The sequence below is a fragment of the Microbacterium sp. 22296 genome (assembly GCF_052045385.1).
GTDB lineage: Bacteria > Actinomycetota > Actinomycetes > Actinomycetales > Microbacteriaceae > Microbacterium.
Genome location: NZ_JBQEOS010000009.1, coordinates 79,149 through 96,578 on the forward strand (window position 1 = coordinate 79,149; position 17,430 = coordinate 96,578).

The 17,430-nt window shown below is 69.6% G+C and carries 13 protein-coding genes; 1 reads left to right on the top strand and 12 read right to left on the bottom strand.

Annotated elements, in window-relative coordinates:
• Positions 1–124 precede the first annotated feature (124 nt).
• The 4 genes from ACTJJP_RS14955 to ACTJJP_RS14970 form a co-directional block, all read right to left on the bottom strand.
• Entirely contained in the window at positions 125–1,504 is a 1,380-nt protein-coding gene (locus tag ACTJJP_RS14955) for a hypothetical protein (RefSeq protein ID WP_440775770.1), read from the bottom strand.
• Positions 1,485–2,219 carry a TIGR03943 family putative permease subunit gene (locus tag ACTJJP_RS14960; protein ID WP_440775771.1) on the bottom strand — a complete coding sequence of 245 codons (735 nt, stop codon included), beginning with the start codon at positions 2,217–2,219 and terminating at the stop codon, positions 1,485–1,487. The genes ACTJJP_RS14955 and ACTJJP_RS14960 overlap by 20 nt, the downstream gene beginning before the upstream one ends.
• The gene (locus ACTJJP_RS14965; RefSeq protein WP_440775772.1) at positions 2,212–3,264 is read right to left on the bottom strand and encodes a permease; all 1,053 of its coding nucleotides are present in this window, start codon (positions 3,262–3,264) and stop codon (positions 2,212–2,214) included. Before ACTJJP_RS14965 ends, ACTJJP_RS14960 begins: the two co-directional genes overlap by 8 nt.
• 103 nt (positions 3,265–3,367) lie before the next feature.
• On the bottom strand, positions 3,368–6,079 hold the full coding sequence (locus ACTJJP_RS14970; RefSeq protein ID WP_440775773.1) for a LamG-like jellyroll fold domain-containing protein: 2,712 nt from the start codon (positions 6,077–6,079) through the stop codon (positions 3,368–3,370).
• Between the two features lie 334 nt (positions 6,080–6,413).
• Between ACTJJP_RS14970 and ACTJJP_RS14975 the strand changes: the two genes are divergently transcribed.
• Positions 6,414–9,341, top strand: a complete 2,928-nt coding sequence (locus tag ACTJJP_RS14975) for an immunoglobulin-like domain-containing protein (protein ID WP_440775774.1) — start codon at positions 6,414–6,416, stop codon at positions 9,339–9,341.
• Between the two features lie 202 nt (positions 9,342–9,543).
• Here ACTJJP_RS14975 and ACTJJP_RS14980 read toward each other — a convergent pair whose 3' ends face one another.
• From ACTJJP_RS14980 to ACTJJP_RS15015, 8 genes are all read right to left on the bottom strand, one after another.
• Positions 9,544–10,290 carry a TSUP family transporter gene (locus ACTJJP_RS14980; RefSeq protein ID WP_440775775.1) on the bottom strand — a complete coding sequence of 249 codons (747 nt, stop codon included), beginning with the start codon at positions 10,288–10,290 and terminating at the stop codon, positions 9,544–9,546.
• 100 nt (positions 10,291–10,390) lie between these two features.
• A complete protein-coding gene (locus ACTJJP_RS14985; protein ID WP_440775776.1) occupies positions 10,391–11,404 on the bottom strand; it encodes a LacI family DNA-binding transcriptional regulator in 1,014 nt (337 codons plus the stop codon).
• Positions 11,364–12,359: a Gfo/Idh/MocA family protein gene (locus ACTJJP_RS14990; protein ID WP_440775777.1), complete on the bottom strand. Its 996-nt coding sequence runs from the start codon at positions 12,357–12,359 to the stop codon at positions 11,364–11,366. The genes ACTJJP_RS14985 and ACTJJP_RS14990 overlap by 41 nt, the downstream gene beginning before the upstream one ends.
• A complete protein-coding gene (locus tag ACTJJP_RS14995; protein ID WP_440775778.1) occupies positions 12,356–13,321 on the bottom strand; it encodes a Gfo/Idh/MocA family protein in 966 nt (321 codons plus the stop codon). The genes ACTJJP_RS14990 and ACTJJP_RS14995 overlap by 4 nt, the downstream gene beginning before the upstream one ends.
• Complete coding sequence (locus ACTJJP_RS15000) at positions 13,318–14,178, bottom strand: carbohydrate ABC transporter permease (protein WP_440775779.1); 861 nt, start codon at positions 14,176–14,178, stop codon at positions 13,318–13,320. Before ACTJJP_RS15000 ends, ACTJJP_RS14995 begins: the two co-directional genes overlap by 4 nt.
• Positions 14,175–15,098: a carbohydrate ABC transporter permease gene (locus ACTJJP_RS15005; protein ID WP_440775780.1), complete on the bottom strand. Its 924-nt coding sequence runs from the start codon at positions 15,096–15,098 to the stop codon at positions 14,175–14,177. Before ACTJJP_RS15005 ends, ACTJJP_RS15000 begins: the two co-directional genes overlap by 4 nt.
• 56 nt (positions 15,099–15,154) lie before the next feature.
• Complete coding sequence (locus tag ACTJJP_RS15010) at positions 15,155–16,414, bottom strand: ABC transporter substrate-binding protein (RefSeq protein WP_440775781.1); 1,260 nt, start codon at positions 16,412–16,414, stop codon at positions 15,155–15,157.
• A gap of 157 nt (positions 16,415–16,571) precedes the next feature.
• Complete coding sequence (locus ACTJJP_RS15015; protein WP_440775782.1) at positions 16,572–17,360, bottom strand: SDR family NAD(P)-dependent oxidoreductase; 789 nt, start codon at positions 17,358–17,360, stop codon at positions 16,572–16,574.
• Positions 17,361–17,430: the final 70 nt, after the last annotated feature.

Genomic DNA, 17,430 nt, shown 5'->3' on the forward strand with positions numbered 1-17,430 from the left:
GCGATGCTCAGCCGCCCGGGACATCCACCGGGAACGCCCCGGGGCGACCGTCACAGGTCAGCCCGGGGCGTTTCGTCGTGCAGGACCCCGCACCGGCCCTCCGGACGCTTCGATGGCGTTCGCGTCAGGCGCACCAGTCCGGGCGCGTGCCCGGCACCTCGGCGAGCACGTCGCCCGAAGCCACCTCGACCACCGTCGACGTGCGGCCCAGCCACTCGGCACGGGTCGGGTACTCGTCGATCCCGGCGTCGGCGCGCACGACGCCGACCGCGGCGTATCGACCGCTCGGCGAGACGCACACCTCCTCGATGCGCCCGCCGGCGCCGGCGCGGAACACCGCGGCATCCGGTTCCGACGCGACCCGGCGCACGACGTCGGTGGCCGTCCACTGCACGGAGGCGGAAGCGGAGAGGAAGACGGTGCCCGTCGACACGTCGTCGACGACTGCGCCGACGATGTCGGTCAACGACCCGTTCGTCAGGTCCAGCACCGCCGGCCCGCTCGTCCCGTCGACCACGAGCGAGGTGGAGGCGGGGAGCACCTCCCGCAGGGATCCCACCTCGCCGAGCAGGCGCGGCGGCGCCGAGCCGGTGGCATCCAGAAGGACGAGGGTTCCCGTGGGGGTCTGCGCGACCAGGTACGAGCTGCCGGGGATGAAGAACCACGAATCGGCCTGCAGGGGCAGGCCATCGATGCCGAGCACCGCCTGCGGCCCGGCGCCGGGATCGGCTGCGTCGACGAGGAACAGCGTGCTGATGTACGACTGGTCGCCGCCTCCTGTGCTCGTGAAGACGAAGCCGGTGCGACCGGCGTCGGCGGAGGCCCGGAGCAGGCCGACGGTGCCTTCACCGGGGAGGGGCAACGGCTCGGGATCGGTCTCGCGGCCGGCGCGGACCAGGGTGGTGCGCCCGTCCTCGTCGAGCACCGCGGCGACCACACCGGAACCGTCGTCGGCGTACTCCTGGATGCGCGGGGCCGAGAAGAGCACCTCCTCCGTGTCGGACGAGAGGTCGTGCCGGACGATCCGATCGTCGGCACCGCCCGCGCGGTCGAAGCCACCGCCGCGCTCGAGGGTGGTCACCGTCAACGGCGGGGTGAGGAAGTCGAACGCGGCCGGCGCGGTCGCTCCGGTCGCCCGGCCGCGCAGAGCCGGGATACTCACCCGGTACTCGCGCGCGTGGTCGACGGTATCGGTGAAGCGCAGACGCAGCGTCGACCCGGTCACCTCGACCTGGAAGGGCGCGGCGGGTTCGACCGCCACTCCCTCGCCCGAACGGGGGTCCAGAGGCTGATCGGCGCGGAACACCAGGGTCACTCCCGACTGGAGCACCGTGAGGGAGGGGTCGCCGTCGACGGCGCGGATGCGCGGCCCGCGCTCGAGCGCCCCCGCGGCGAGAACAGTGCTCACCGCGGCCAGACCGGTGACGACGGCGACCCCCGCCACGATCCAACGCCGCGACGACCGGGGGCGGACGGCATCCGTCTCAGGAGAGGTACGGATCATCGGGCTCCTCCACCGCGTCGACGGTCTCGGGACTCAGCCGGGTTGCGCCCGCGTCGTCGGTGAAGGTTCCGGTGAGGTGCACCCAGTCGCCCGAGCGGAGCTCGCTCGGCAGATCGGCGGCGATCACGGGCACGGCGAACAACTGCGCGTCGACCGTGCAGCATGTGACGGCGTAGCGTCCGACGCGGACGGAGCCGGTGTCGTCGATCAACAGGAACCCGGTCACGTCGGCCTGCTGCCCGACGAGGTCGGCGGCGGAGGCCCCGCTGCCGAGGATGCTCGCCCAGTCGCGCACCGAGAAGCGGGTCGGATCGCTGCCGAGGAGGGAGGGACGGGCCACATCGCCGCCCGCGTCGGCGGCGCTGACAGTCGACAGGGCACGTTCGGCGCTCAGGGTCGTGGGGGGCGCGACCAGCAGCGCGACCGCGGCGACGACGACGAGAATGCCCGTCACCGCCGCCGACAGCATGCGGCGCGGGCGCCGCGGGGCGGAGTGGTCGTGGTCGTGGTCGTGGTCCGCGCCGCGACCGGTCGCGGTCACCCAGACCGCCGCCGCGAACAGACCCGCCCCCACCACGCTGAGCAGCACGGTGAAGACGACGTACCGGGGGTGGATGTACAGCGTGAGGTCGCCCGCGGCGGCGAGCGCGAGGGTGGCGACGAGACCGATGCCGCAGAGGGCGAGACCCGCCCAGCGGGACACGATGTCAGACAAGCAGGTTCACCACCAGACCGAGGGTGAGGGCGCCGAGGGCCACGACGAGGGTGATCCCGGCGAGCGTGCGCACGCGGAACGTCGTGGAGAGCATCACGAGCATCTTCACGTCGATCATCGGACCGAGCACGAGGAACGCCACCAGCGCGCCGGGCGAGAACGACGACGCGAGCGACAGCGCGAAGAACGCGTCGACGTTGGAGCAGATCGCGATCACGAAGGCCAGCACCATCAGGGCCAGGATGCCGAGAACGGGATGCCCGCCGATCCCCGTCAACGTGTCGCGCGACACCGCCACTTGGATGACACCGGCGACGGCCGCGCCCAGGAACAGCGCCGGCAGCATGGCGGAGACCTCGTCGCGGAACATCACCGCCGCGCGACGGAGGGTCGCAGGTTCCCGCGTCGATGTCGCCGCGGTGGCGCACGCCGCGGCCCACTGCGGGGTCAGGAGTCGCTCGGGCGACGGGTGCAGGCTGACCAGCCAGCCCACGAGGTTGGCGAGCACGAAACCGCCCACCATGCGGGAGAGCAGGATGCCGTCGCTCCACCCGAACGCCTGGTACGTCGTGATGAGGGTCACCGGGTTGAGGATGGGCGCCGCGAGCAGGAACGTCACCGAGTCGGCGACGGAGAAGCCGCGCATCATCAGCCCGCGAGCCAGGGGCACGTTGCCGCACTCGCACACCGGCAGCACGACCCCCAGCAGTGACAGCACGGCGCGTCGGAGGATGCCGGCGCGCGGGATGACGGCATCCAGCACACGCGACGGAACCCACAGCTGCACCGCGATCGAGATCGTGATGCCGAGGAAGACGAACGGCAGGGACTCGATGACCACGGACGCGGCGAGGGTGATGCCGTCCGAGAGGGCGCTGGGGAGGGACCCGTCGCCGTCGATGGTCGACCATCGGACGACGATCGCGGCGGCGATCAGCGCGGCGGCGACCAGGAGCACCCGGCGCGCGCCGGCGTCGTGCGCCGGAGGTGCGGGCTCCGGCCGCGCGCGCGCGGGAGCGGTAGGAGAGCTGCGCGGGGTGGGCATGGGGTGGTCCTATCGGGACGCTCGCGGCCGTCGCACCGCGGTCAGCGGCTCCGCACGACCCGCGGCGGCACCGGCCCCNCGGTGCCGGGGCGCGGTGCAGGGGTCAGCGGCAGGTGGTCGCCGGGAACGGCGCCGTCACCGACGAGGCGGCGCCGCCTGCGCTGGCGGCGACGGTGACCTCGCCCGCGGCCAGGGGGGTGATCCGTGCGGTGAAGGACACGATCGTGCTCTTGCCGGCGCCGAGGGAGGCGATCGTCTTCGAGCCGTGCTCCGAGTCCACCCGCAGGGCGACCGGTGCCGCGCCGCCGTTGGCGATGCGGGTGATGACGATCGCCTTGCCGGCGGCGCACCGCGTCTCGGCGGTGGCCGTGACGGCCAGGGCGGGGGCGGTCACGACGACGTCCGCGGTGACCGTGAGCGCGGTCGAGCTGAACAGACGTCGGTCGGCGGCGTTGTAGGCGGTCGATCCGTTGGTCCCGGCCCACTGGTTCAGGTTCGCGCCGATGGTCCGCACCGTCCCGGTGACCGGGTAGGTCCCGGGCGTCGTGGCGTCGACACCGGCGAGGTTCCACGTCACGGGCTGCGAGGCGGTGCCGCGACCGTAGGCGAGCGTCACCTGCGCGTCGCGGGGCAGAGCGGCCGTGATGGTCGGGGCGGTGGCACCTTGCGTGACGGTGGCGTCGCCGAGGTCCGTGGTGACGACGGCCGTGGCATCCGCCTTCCGGATCCCGTCGTACTGACCGAAGGTCAGCGGCACGATGCCGCCGTGCTTGGTGCTGGGCGCCATCGAGAAGGTGTCGGACACCAAGGGCGTCCAGCCGGCGTCGAGGTTCGTCGTCTGCATCGGCCGGTATCCGGTCGAGGGGATGACGTCGACGTAGAGGTACCACTCGTCCTCGCCGTGGCGCTGGAAGACCGCGGGACCTTCGACGCCGCCCGGGTTGCCGCCGGAGTAGTTCGCGCCGATGCGCTCCTGCACAGTGGTCCACGGCGTCGACGGTTTCCACCAGTCGGCGGCCGTCGTCGACTCCATGTAGATGCCCCGGCCGAAGCCGTTGTCCTTCGTGACGCGGTATGTCTTGCCGTCGTTCTGGATGACGGTCGTGTCGATGGCGTCGCGACCGGTGTCGATCATCGTTCCGCCGTAGCGGTAGGTCTGCTGCGTGAAGTCGGTGGTCGCACCCCACAGGACACGCGAGTACGACGACCCGGTGTGGGCGGCGTCGGAGTAGACGGTCGATGACCAGTAGAGGACGAAGGCGCCGCTGCCGTCGGCGTTGTACCCCGGGACCCAGGTCGCCTCCGGGGCCCAGGCCATGCCGAGCTCGGCGACCTTGGCACCGGCGGCCGAGGTCGCGACGTCGAACTGGCGCAGGTCGCTCCAGCTGACGAGGTCCTTCGACTCCCAGACGTTGAGCTTGGTGCTGCCCTGCGTCGTCCAGTAGCACCAGTCGGTGCAGCCGGCCGCGCCGCGGTCGCCGCCGAATACCCGCAGATCGGTGGCGATGATGTAGTAGGTCTTCGTCTCGGGGTTGTAGGTCAGGTAGGGGTCGCGCACGCCGGTGGTGCCCAACTGCGACGCGAGGATCGGCTTGCCGCCGTTCAGGGGGTCCCAGGCCTCGGGATCGTCGCCGCGCGAGACGTCGAGGTAGATCTTCTCGGCGTAGCCGTCGGCATCCTCGATGAAGTGCACCATCGCGTATCCGAACGCGTCGTCGGCGGCCCGAGCGGGCTGGATCGTCGCGGTCACGGCACGAGAGGCGGTCACCCCGCGGACCGTCGCGGTCGCCGTCAGCGTGGTGGTGCGCGCCGGGGAGCCCACGGCGGGAAGCGCCGTCGTCAGGGTCCTGCCGTCGGCGGCGACCGTGACGCCGGAGTCGGTCGCGGCCCAGGTCACGCGGCCGCCGTAGGTCGGGAGGGTGGTCGTGCTCTCGTCGACGGTCACCGGCGACACGGTGTCCACCACGGCCTGCGCGGCCTGGCGGTGGGCATCGGCATGGATCGCGGCATCCGCCGTCGAGACCTGCGCGACCTCGTCGGCCGAGAGCGCCCGGTCGTACACGCGGAACGTCGACACCTCGCCCTTGTACATGGGGTCGGGGTAGGGCGCGCGGCCGATCGCATTGAGGGTCTGATCGGTGATGTCGGCGGGAGAAAGAGTGGTGGCGGTGGATGCCACCTGCACGCCGTCGACGAAGAAGGTGAGGCGACCGGTGGCCCCGTCGATGACGGACGTGAGGCTGTACCAGCGGTCGGCCGACAGCGCGGAGCCGGATCGCGCGTTGACCTCGCCGCCACCACCGTTCGTGGTGAGGACGGTGCGGGGGTTGTCGCGCACCGACGCGAAGTACGACCGCGTCGGGGAGTCGCTGCCGATGTTCCAGAGGAAATTCCAGTTGTTCTTCATCGACGCGTCGAGCTTGGTCTCGATGGTCACCGTCGCAGAGCGCGCACCAGTGAGGACGTCGTTCGGCAGCCGGACCCAGCTGGCGGTCGGGCTGGTCTTCGCACCCCCGGTGAAGACGAGCGACGATCCGGTCCACAGGGCGTCGGTGCCGTTCATCACGGTCGCCGCCCCCAGCGTCGTCGGTGCACTGTTGGGCACGCTGGCGCCGGCGGTCTCGTCGAAGACGTACTCCGCACGCAGGCCCGACGAGGGGATAGCGGTCTCGGCCGCGGCGGGAGCCGCCGCCAGGGGGACGACGCCCCCGACGAGGAGGGCGAACCCGGTGGCGAGGCTGAGGATCGCGCTCCTCCGGGGACGGGCCGGGACTCGCGCAGATGCGGTGGGGGCGGTCGGGTGGGCGTTCGTCATTCCAGCTCCTTTGCCAGGATGATCGGGCTCTTCCGAGCGCGAACATTCGCATGTTACCGCTCACTTCGCGCGCAGAGCAAGAGGTCCTCCGCCCGCGCACCCCGCCCGCCCCACGCGCCCTGCTTCGTTCGGGCCGGGTCGCGCAAACCGTGCTTGACACCCCCTTGCGCCGAGTCCTACCGTGAGACCACCGGGTGTTTCCGGTAACAACACAGCCCCTCGACCGCTCCGCGGTCACCCGAAGACCGCGAAGACGCGTGTCCCGGCGCCCCCGACGTCGCCGTCCCGGGCCCGGATGCGCGTCGCGTCGCCCGAAGAGCAAGGACGCCCGCCCATGCGCACGCGCACACGATCACCCCTGTGGAGGAAGGGCCTGGCCGTCTCGGCCGCGATGGCCGTCTCCCTGACCGGATTGGGCGCGACCGCAACGGCCGCCCAGGCCGCCACCGGACCGCAGCCACTCATCCACTACTCCTTCGACGGCGCCGACGGCGCCACGATCGCCGACAGCAGCGGGAACAACTACAACGCGACCCTCCGTCAGAACGGGGGCTCCGTCACGGGCGGCGCCCTGTCGCTCCCCGGCGGTTCGGCCGGCACCGCGGCCTACCTCGACATCCCCACCGCGGGCCTCGTCGGCAAGAAGGACCTCACCATCTCGACGTGGCTCTCGCCGCGTTCCGGCAACGGCAACGTCGCCGCCGCCTTCATCGGCGCCCCCGTCGCCTCCGGCGCGTCGTTCTCGTCGGGGTACTGGCTCCTGAACCCCGCCAACCCCAGCGGTTACGTCAAGTCGGTCGTCACAAACACGGTGAACGCCGGCGCCCCGTGGGGCACCGAGGTCGGCCCCGGCGCGACCAACGCGGCATCCACCGGCGCCCGCACCCCCGCCGGGCTCAGCCTGTACACGACCGTGATCAGCGGCACCACCGGCCAGTTGAGCGTCTACATCAACGGCACGCGCATCGCCCAGAACACCATCTCGCGCGACGTCTCCTCCTTCGGGTCGTCCCTCGTCTCGTACCTGGGCCGTTCGACGTATCCCGACGCGGGCTGGAGCGGCCTCGTCGACGACTACGCCGTCTACTCCTCGGCCCTCAGCGAGAGCGACGTCAAGGCGCTCTACGGTGCGCAGGCGCTCGACCGCGCCGTCGCGGGCGTGAGCGTGCAGACCACCGCGCTGACCGACTTCACGGTCCCCACCACCAGCGCGGGCGCGACCGTCAGCTGGGCGTCCGACAACGCCGCCATCGCCATCACCGGTGGCGCGGCGAAGGTCACGCGTCCGGCAGCCGGAGCGGGAGACGCGTCCGTGACGCTGACCGCCACGTTCACCGTCGGCTCCGAGACCCGCACGCAGACCTACGCCGTGACGGTCCCGCAGCAGCTCTCCGATGCCGAGAAGGTGTCGCGCGACCTCGCCGCGCTCTCGATCCAGAACCTCGACAACATCCGCGGCAACTTCTCGGTGTCCACCGCCGGCGCCGAGGGCTCGACCATCGTCTGGTCGGTCGCCCCCGCCGGTGCGGCCAACGCCGAGCTGCGCGACGGCGTGCGCGCCGACTCGCGAACCGTCGAGGTGAAGCGTCCGGCCGCCGGCTCCCCCGCGGTCGACGTGCAGCTCACCGCCACCGCCACCAACGGCGGCGCGACCTCGAGCCGCACCTTCACCGCTCGCATCCAGCCGATGCCGGGCGCGACGGACAAGACCGAGGCGTACTTCTGGACCTACTTCACCGGTGAGGGCGACGGCGCCGAGCGCGTCAGCATCGCCGCCTCGAAGGGCAACGACGCGCTGAGCTGGAACACCCTCAACCAGGGCAAGCCGATCTTCACCTCGACCGTCGGCACCCAGGGTCTGCGCGACCCGTTCATCATCCGCGCTCCCCACGGCGACAAGTTCTACATGATCGCCACCGACCTCAAGATCGACGGCCTCGCGGGCGGTTTCGCCACGGCGCAGATCTCCGGCTCGAAGTACATCGAGGTCTGGGAGTCCGACGACCTGGTCACCTGGTCGGCACAGCGTCACGTGAAGGTGTCGTCGGACTTCGCCGGCAACACCTGGGCCCCCGAGGCGTACTGGGACGACGAGCTCGACACCTTCGTCGTCTACTGGGCGTCCAACCTGTACCCCACCACGAACGCGGCCGACCGCACGGGCGTGACCTACAACCGCATGATGTACGCCACGACCGACGACTTCGTCACGTTCTCCGACGCGAAGGTCTGGAGCGACGTGCGCCGCGGCAACGGCCTCGGTCTGATCGACTCCACCGTGGCCGAGAAGGACGGCGTCTACCACCGCTTCACGAAGGACGAGGCGAGCATGACCCTCCGCCACGAGAAGTCCACCGACCTGCTCGCGACCATCTCGGGGACGCTCCCGGGCACGACGGGACCGGCGAACCAGTGGACCCTGGTCGAGGAGCGCGTCGCCAGCGGCCTGCCCAACGGCGAGCCGAACGGCACCTACTCCAGCGGTGAGGGCCCGAACATCTTCGCGGCCAACGAGGGCGACGTGAACGGCCTCGACTGGTTCCTCTTCATCGACCAGCCGAACTACCACGGCGGCCCCAACCACTACGTGCCGTTCGGGACGAACAACCTCGACCAGGCCGGCAGCTGGCAGCCGCTCGGCAGCAAGCTCCGCCAGGGCCTGCCGCAGAACGCCGACGGCGGCAAGCCGCGTCACGGCACCGTCATCCCCGTCACCCGCGCCGAGTACCAGAAGGTGCTCGAGGCGTACGCGCCGAACATCGCGGTGAAGACCGTGGATGCCATCGACGTCACCACCGACGCCGGCACGGCGCCCGTGCTGCCCCAGGCGCGCCTGACCAAGGCCGACGGTTCGGTGCAGACGGTCGATGTGAAGTGGGACGCGGTGGATGCCGCGAAGTACGCCGCCGCGGGCACTTTCACGGTGTCGGGCGTCGCACAGGACGACTCGCGCATGCCGGTCGAAGCCACCGTCACCGTCCGCTCCCTCGTGAAGGTGCAGTTCTCGGCCGAGGCGCGCTGCGTCGCCGGCAAGGTGCAGCTCGTGCTCAAGGCCGTGAACACCGGTGACACGGCGGCCACGCTCGCCATGTCGTCGAGCTACGGCTCGAAGAACGCGACGGTCGCCGCGGGCGCCACCACGTCAGCCGTGTTCGCCACCCGTTCGGCGTCGGTCGCCGCCGGCGAGGCGAAGGTGAGCGTGACCCAGGGATCGGCGACGGGGACGGTCACGGCCGCCTACGCCGCGAGATCCTGCAGCTGACCCCCCGCACCGTCCCCCTCGGGTGACGGTGAAGGCCCCGGTGGATTCCCCCTCCACCGGGGCCTGTGTCGTTGTCCGGGACCTCTCGGTCCCGCCGACGCGCGGGCGCCTCGCAATGGGGTGCGACGGCGACATCCGCATTCACACATGGATCGGGCGCCGTCGCCAGGCCAGAAGCGTGGGCCGAGCAGTCGGCGCATGCTCACCGCGGGCCGATCGCCGTGGTGATCATCTGCCAGATCCCGCTCGCGACGAGCCATGCCCCTCCCGCGGCCGCGAGGAGCAGCATCGCCGTACGCACCATCCGCGCGGACACCCGCCGCACCGAGAGCGCCCCGGCCACCGCGCCCAGAACGCATCCCCCGACGGCCCACCACAACTCGCCGGCGTTCACCGAGACAGGGCCCAAAACGACGAGGGCGAGGACGTTCAGCGGAAGGTGAAACGCCTGCATCGTCGCCCGTGTCACCTCCGGCGGCCATCGTCGCTCGATGGCCAGGAGGGAGACGGGCGGCCCACTCACGGCCGCGACGACCGTGAACACTCCGCTGACAGCGCCCACCAGGACGACCCCCCGCGCGCCGGCGATCGCCGAGAGGCCCCGCCCGCGTACCACCAGCACCGTGGCACCGATGATGACGATCCCCGCAGCGATGGTGAGCGCCGGCCCGCGGATCGCGTCGACGACGGCCACCGCCGGAACGACGACGGCCGCGGCGGGCAGGAGGAGGAGCAGCGCGTCTCGCAAGCGCGTGTGGCGAAAGGTCAGCGCCAGCACGACGATGTTCAACGCAACGGACAGCAGCAGAACAGCGCGTACGCCGAGCTCGTGCCCGAGGAGCAGCAGCAGGAAAGGAGCGCACACGAGCGCGAAACCGGTGCCCGCAATGACCTGCGTGGCTGCCCCCACGGCAACGGCCAGCAGCACCGCCAGGCCCAACCACTCCATCAGTCGGTTTCCGGAGATGGCAGGCGGGCGGGCGGCCTGAGACTCGCGTCGACCGCTTTCATATCGCCTCGGCGGCGACAAGGACGGGCGGCGCGCGTCGTCAACGCGTCGGCCCGGTCGAGGACCGGATGAGCAAGGACGGCTCCAAGACGACGTGGTCGATCTCTCCGCTCTCGAGCACCCGACGCGCCAGGTCGATGGCGATTCGACCCATCTCGGCGATGGGCTGCTGCACCGAGGTCAGCGGCGGATTGCTCCGGGCACCGAGTTCCAGCCCGTCAAATCCCACGACCGAGATGTCTTGCGGCACCCGGACACCCCCCGCCCCCAGAGCGCTGATCAGCCCGAAGGCGACGAGATCATTGGCCGCGATGACCGCGGTGGGACGGGCGGCACTCCGTAGGATCTCCTCGGCGGCGCGCTCCCCCGCTCCCGCCCCCATTCCCCTCTCGAACATGACAGGCGTCATCGCGTGCTCGTCGATCAACGCGGAGTAGGCCTCGCGCCGGTCGCTCGCCGTGTGCGTGCCCGCGATGCCGGACACGTACGCGATGGAGGTGTGTCCGAGGCCGACGAGGTGGTCGAAGGCGAGACGGATGCCGCGGTTGCTGTCGACCGTCACCGTCGAGATCTCGTGAGCCGACTCGATCCGGTCGATGACGACGAGTCTCTTGCCGAAACCGAACTGCTGGAGGTCGGCGGGGTCGAGGCGACCGAAGGGCGCGATGATCGCGAAAGGGGCGTACATCGCCTGCATCGCCTGCAGGTAGTCAGCCGTCGCGCGACCGTCGTCACCGGTGACGCAGAGGACCAGGTGGTATCCGAACGCCTCCGCGGCAGCCGTCATCGCGGTGGCGAGCTCCCCGAAGAACGGATTGGTGATGTCGGGGACGATGAGGGGGACCAGCGTGCTGGACTTCGTGCGCAACGCCTGGGCCAGGGGACTCATCGAGTACCCCATCTTCGAGGCCACCGCCAGCACGTGCTCACGGGTCTGCCGCTTCACGGCGTCGGGCCGCGAGAAGGCGCGCGAGACGGTGGACTTGTGCACACCGGCCGCCGCGGCGACTTCGTCAATGCTGGGTGAGGACACCGGCTTCCCTTCGAGAGGCATAGTCATAAGCGTCCCAGATAAGTGACATCGCCCTCTCGAGATCGAGGAGCCCGGGCATTCCCGCGAAACCGCCGGTCAAGCCGTCGGCGACGGCGTCGGCGAAGACCGGATAGAGCGGGTCGCTGTCGACATCCAGGACCGCCTCCACCGTCATGCCGTCGTTGTCGGTGAAGCTGGCACGGCCGTCCGAGCCGATCGTCGCCGTGCCGCGCGTGCCGATCCGTCGATAGGCGCAGAAGCGCTTCAACGCGGAGGAGGGGAAGGCGTACCCGGACTCGATCGTGGCGACCCGGCCGTCCGCCGTCCGCAACGTCAGGGAGGCGAAGTCCTCGATCTCACGCCCGTGCAGTGCCGAAGAGACCGCGGCATGCACTCTCGCCGTCGATGCTCCGCTGGACTGGAGGAAGAGGTCGACGAAATGGGGGGCCAGGTTGATCATGCACCCGCCGCCGGCTCGCGCGGACTCGACCATCCACGGGCTCCCATTGGCGAGGTAGCGCTCCGGCGGTCCGGCGATGAACTGGGTCGACTCGTACAGCGCGTCGCCCGCGCGAGCGAGCCATACGTCCACGGGCCCGTTGCGCTGCACCAGAGGCACAGTCACGGGGACACCCGCCTCGGTCGCCGCGCGCCGGACCTCGGCGACCTGCGCGGCGGAGATCCCCCCGGGCTTCTCGAGCACGAGGGGGATGCCGCGATCGATCAACGCGAGGGCGGCGTCCCGCATCTCGTCGTGCGGGGTGAGGACGAACGCCACGTCCGCGACCGGATGCCGGGACAACAGCTCGCGCCAATCCGTGAAGAGCGGAGCATTCCACTTCGCCGCGAAGGGCGTCGCCGAGTCGACGTTGGCGTCACTGACGCCGATGACGTCGAAACGTGCCGCGATCCGGTCCGCGTAGAGCGGAAGGTGCCAGTGCGACGGTCCGAGGATCAGAGCCGTGAACCGATTCATCGCTCCGCATTCCCCTTCCAGACGATCTCGTCCGCGAGTGCCGTCGCGCGCAACGCGTGACGATAATCGACCACCGGCGCACCTCCGCGCGCGAACTCGAGGGCCGCGACCGCCTGCTGCCGGAACAGATCCGTCGGCGGAAAGAACTCGACGGTCTCGGAGCCGTGGCGATCCCAGGCGTTGATCTGCCAGTTCGACCAGAGGCGACGTCCCTCATGGGCGATCACGTCGATCTCCAGCGACCAGTCCCCGCCATTCAGGCCCGAGGTGTGGTTCCACGGGTTCCAATACGTCTCCAGGCGGAAGACGGGGCCGCCTACGAAATGGACGGTGGCTGCGGCGAAGTCCGTCGCACCGGTGTGATGCAGCCCGCTCGAGGCGAAGCTCTCGCTCACGACGGCGCGGCCGGGGAACAGCGACCCGACGAATTCGAGAGCATGGATGCCGTTGACCACGGCGACCCCACCCTCTTCCGGGGCGGTCCTCCACGAATCCAGCGAGACTTTGTGGGCGGCGGAGCGGACGCTGACGCTGATGACGGAAGCCGCGCGTACCCACGCGCTGAGCTTCCGGGCCGCCGGATGGTGATGCAAGGTGTAGCCCACCATCAAACGATCGTCGATCTCCTCGACGTCGCGCAACGGTTCGGCGTTGCGCGCGGATGAGCCGATGGGCTTCTCGCTGAGGACACGGAATCCGCGGCGGAGGAGATCAGCCACGACGGCGGGCTGGGCACTGCTGGGGAGTGCCACCACGACGAGGTCGATCTCCGACCGGATGAGGTCCTCGGTGGATGCGCCCACCTGCGCACCCACCGAGGAGGCTATGGTCGCCGCGTGCGGCGAAGGATCGATGACGACCGCCACCCGTGCTCCGGCAGCAGCGAAAGCGTCGACATGACGGCGCCCCGCCCAGCCGGCCGCACCGACGACCGCGACCCGAACGTCCGGGACGGATGTCATCCCTTGACACCGCCCGACGTCATTCCCGCGATGAACCACCGCTGGAAGGCGACGAACACCCCGAGAACCGGGAGGAAGGCCACGATGACGAACGCGGAGAACAGGGCCCAGAAGTTGCCGAATCCCGTGGTGACGTAGCGCACGATGCCGTTCTGCACCGTCTTCATGTCTTCGGTGGTCGCCAGAACCGTGCCCACGAGGAAATCGTTCCAGACGAAGACGAAGATGAAGATCGCGATCGCGGCAATCCCCGGTCGGATGAGCGGCAGGACGATGCGCCAGAGGATCTGGAACCTGTTGCATCCGTCGATGGCCGCCGCCTCCTCGATCTCGACGGGGATGTTCTCGATGAAGTTCCGGAGGAACAGGATCGTCTGTCCGCAGATGATCGCGGTGTAGACGACGATGAGCATCGGGTACGTGTTGATCAGAGCGGTCTTGACGAACATCGAGTACAGCGCGATGAACACGACGATCGCCGGGACCATCGACAGGATGAGGATGCCAGTCATCACGAATTCCATGCGCCGGCTCTTGTAACGCGTGGCGACGTAGGCGGCGGGGATGCAGATGACGAGCGCGAGGACGATGGACCCGACCGCGTAGATCAGCGAGTTCGCGAAGAAGCGCATGTTGGTGGAGGTGAGAAGGCCCGTGAAGGCGTTGAAGGTCACCGGGTCGGGGATCCACGACGGCGGGAAGGCGATCGTGTCTTCCTCGGGCTTGAGAGCGGTGGACAGTGTCCACACCACGGGCGGAAGGACGATGGCGGCCGAGAGCAGGATGTAGAACCAGGCCGGGATCGATCGCAGGACATCCGCCGTACGACGACGACGCCTCTGAATGGTCGTGCTCACAGTGCTTCCTTCCGTCGGAATCGGATGGCGACCAGGGTCAGGACGGTGTTGACGGCGAACAGCAGCAGGGCTGTGGCCGAGGCGCCGGAGAGGTCGAAGTCGTTGAAGGTCTGGTTGTAGACGCGCATGGAGAGCGTCTCCGTCGCGGCGAGGGGACCGCCGCGGGTCGTGACCAGGATGATGGTGACCATCTGGACGTAGAGCATCAGCAGCACGACGACGACGGAGACGATGGTGTTGCGCAGGTAGGGGAGGGTGATGCTGATGAACCCGCGCCACGCGCCCCCGCCGTCCATGCGGAGGCTCTCCCGCAGCTCCTCCGGGATCGTCTGCAGGGCTCCGAGGAAGAGCAGCATGGCCTGGGGGTAGGACCACCACGCCGTGATGAGCGTCACCGCGACGAGCGCCGCGCCGGGAGTGGAGAAGACGTCGGTCGGCCCCCATCCCAGGGACGTGGTGATGGCCGATGCCGGGCCGAAGTTCGGGTTGAGGAACCAGAGCCACACCGTGCCGGCCGTGGCCTGCGACATGAGCCATGGCAGGAGGAAGAGACTGCGGACCGTGCGCTTGAAGCTGTGCAGGTTGTTCAGGACGATGGCCGACAGCAACCCGGCCGGGAGCGCGATGACGAGTGCACCGAGGGAGAAGGTGAGGGTCGTGCCGATCTGCGCGGGCAGGCTGGGATCGGAGAAGAGGTCGACCAGGGAGTTCAGCCCGGAGAACTCACCGATCTGGTAGTAGTTCGTCTCGTGCAGCGCGGTCCACGCGGTGTAGAACAGCGGTCCGACGAAGACGAAGAGGAAGACGGCGACGACCGGCAGCACGTACAGCCACACGCGGCGGTCAGGACGTCGGGTTCGCGGTTGCTCTGCGGAGCGGGTGGGGGGCGCCTCGGCGATGAGGGCGGTGGTGACGGTCATCGTGTCCTTCTTTCCCGGGGGGTTCGCTCGGCGAACCCCCCGGAGTCGTCATCGACTTACTTGCTAGCCGTCTCTTGCGCGGTCTGGATGAACTCGCTGCCGGAGAGACCATTGAGGTAGAGCTGCTGTCCCGCGTTCGACAGCGCGGTGGCCACCGTCACCCAGTCGTCGGAGTACAGGTGGGGTTCGCTGTTCTCCTGCACGTACGCGGCGATCTTGTTGACGTTCTCGGCATCCGGTGTGGAGAAGAAGGGCTCGTCGTACGCCGCTTGACGGGTCGGCACCTCTCCGCCCGTCGCCATCACGGCACCGGCCTCGGGGCCGGTCATGTATTCGATGAACTTCCAGGCGGCGTCGGCGTGCTTCGAACCGTTGCCGATACCCAGCGTCCAGCCGAAGGTCGACCCCGTGGTGTCTCCCGTCGAGGCGGCGGGAAGCGCCGTCCACTTCAAGTCGGGGTTCGTCTTGCTGAACGTGATGGCACGCTCCGTGCCGAGGACGGCCATGGCGACGGTGCCGTTGGTCAGTCCGTCGGTGACGGTGGAGTAGCTGTCGGAGACCACGCTGGGGTTCAGCCCGCCCGCGTCGCGCAGGTCGGCGAGGAAGGAGCCGAACTCTTCTCCCTTGCCTGTCGCGAAGTCGGGGTTTCCGTCCCCATCCCAGATGTCCTGCCCGACCTGGCTCATGAAGCAGTCGAAGGGGGTGCTGACGATGGCGGAGTTGTCGGTGTCGGAGAAGCCGATCCCGAAGCCCGTATAGCCGGCCGCGGCGGTCTTGGCCGCCACGTCGACGACCTCGTCGTAGGTCGTCGGCACGGTGGCGCCGACCTCGTCGAGGATCTTCTGGTTGTAGTACAGCGCGCAGGTGCGGTACTCGTACGGCACCGCGATCTGCTTTCCGTCACGGTCGACGAGGTTGTCGGTGGGGCGCAGCCAGTCGGTGACTCCGGCGGCGGCGTCCGGCAGGGGCGAGTAGACGCCGGCCGCCGCCATCTGACCCACCTGGGGGGTGAACATCTTGAACACGTCGGGGGCCTGTCCGGCTGCCGCCGCCTGCGGGAGGCGGTTGAGCATGTCCGCGAGCGAGACCACCGACAGGTCGATGGTGATGTTCGGGTTCGCCGCCTCGAAGTTCGCGATGTTCTCCTTCAGGGCGTTCGAGCGGGGGTTGTCCTGGCTCGGGTCCAGGAAGTCCCAGTACGTGAGCGTCACGGGAGCGTTCGGGTCTTCCGTGGCCGCGGTGCCGGAGCAGCCCGAGAGCAGGAGGCCCACGGTGGTCGCTCCGACGAGCGCCAAGCCCCATCGCTTGCTGGTCATGTATCTCTCCAATGAGATCGATTGCTGAGATCGGTTGCAGTGAATGTAACGCCGTTACGTGTCCCTGTCAACGCTTTTCTCCGCGGCGGTCGACAGGGGCTGCACACAGCAACGCGGCGACGGATCGGACCGTCACCGCGCGCTGGAGCCCCGGGTTCTACGACGAACTGGGGCGCCCCGGAATATGGCTCAGGATCGACTTCGAGAAGCCGCCGTCGACGCCGATGTCCTGACCGGTCACGTACGCCGAGAGCGGGCCCACGAGGAACTCGATGACGTTCGCGATGTCGATGGGGTCGCCGATGCGTCCCAACGGGATGATGCCCTCCCGCGCCTTCTTGATGTCGGGATCGAGGTACATCTTCTCCGTCATCCCGGTCCGGGTCATCCCCGGTGACACCACGTTGACACGGACGCCCTCGGGCGCCCACTCGAGCGCGAAGGTCTGCGCCATGATCGTCAACGCCGCCTTCGTGGGGCTGTAGGCCCCCGACCCGGCGTGCGGCTGCTGTCCCGACATGGATGACGTGAAGCAGGCGGCACCGCGACTGGCCGCGAGATGGGGATGACCGGCCTTCGCCAGCAACCACGACCCCCGCAGGTTGACCGAGAACATCGACTCCCAGTCCTCCAGAGTGACGTCCTTCAGCGGCCCGGGCTTCGCCACCCCCGCGTTCGCCACGAGGGCGTCCAGCCCACCGAACTCCTCGACGGCGGCGGCGACGAGCTGCGCCGGCACATCGGGGTCGCCCAGGTCGCCGACGAGACCGATGGCGTGACCCCCGATGGACCGGATCTGCTCGACGACCTCGTCATGGCGGGCGCCCGCGGTGTGTCCGCAGACCGCGATCATCGCTTCCTCCCCGCGCGCGATCGCCGCTTCTGCGATCCTCACGCTCGCCGCGGCACCGATTCCGCTGCTTCCTCCGCTGACCAGAGCTCTCATTCGCGTTCTTCCTTCCGTCGTCCGGTTCGGGCGCATTCGACGCCGCACCCCTCGCGTCCTGCGCCGCAGC